This is a genomic window from Vibrio splendidus 12E03 (assembly GCF_000272105.2).
Classification (GTDB): Bacteria; Pseudomonadota; Gammaproteobacteria; order Enterobacterales; family Vibrionaceae; genus Vibrio; species Vibrio splendidus_I.
Map to the genome: position 1 here is coordinate 1 of NZ_AJZD02000351.1, position 716 is coordinate 716.

Here is a 716-nt window from a genome sequence, read left to right on the forward strand (position 1 = left end):
GGAGGACTTTCAAATAACATCGGCGCCGTATCATAAATCAGCCACCCAAGCATGAGCGCCGCCAACACCCCCATCGCCACGGTTTTCTTATTGACCCGCTTTAACGTCGAGTCCGTTTTTTTATCGGTCATGATTGACCCCTTGTACTGTTATTTTTAACGTTAATTGAGAGACAGCGTCGCCACTGAGCGTCATGTCAAACGCCGTTACCGTAATAAAAGACGTATTCAGAATGGGCGCCATTAACGCCAAGGCGCCTAACTCTCCCGTCATCGTCAGAGTAAAAGGATGCGCCCTCACTTCACCATGAGAGACCTCCGGCTCGGCCTTGACGTCGACACCAAATGGCTCAAGCGCATCGATGACATCAGGTAAAAATGCGGCCACATCGACGTCATGCCATGGCGCCGTCGGTAAAATAGGCGAACGCAGTTGAGCCCGATGCTCATCCCATTGGCTTTGCCTTGTCTCTCCTTTTGATGCCCAATCGCGGCGGGTTTTGAGTCTTGAATCGCCTTTTCCCACGGTTCCAATCAAAAGATTGGCCTTGGGATCGAGTGTGATCGTACTCAGCACCATCGCGCTGGGTAAGGTTTGCGCCTCAATTGTCATCGCGACGGCATTCAGAATGAGCGGATACGCCAACGGTTGACGCATAAAGGTGGCCTTGAAAGTCTCTTTTCCCGTCAGCGTGGGCACGCTCTGTGCTTGAGTGG

At 52.2% G+C, this 716-nt stretch carries 1 pseudogene; it reads right to left on the reverse strand.

Annotated elements, in window-relative coordinates:
- Positions 1 to 120: 120 nt before the first annotated feature.
- A pseudogene (locus tag A142_RS23005) lies at positions 121 to 716 on the reverse strand (hypothetical protein); the annotation flags it as partial.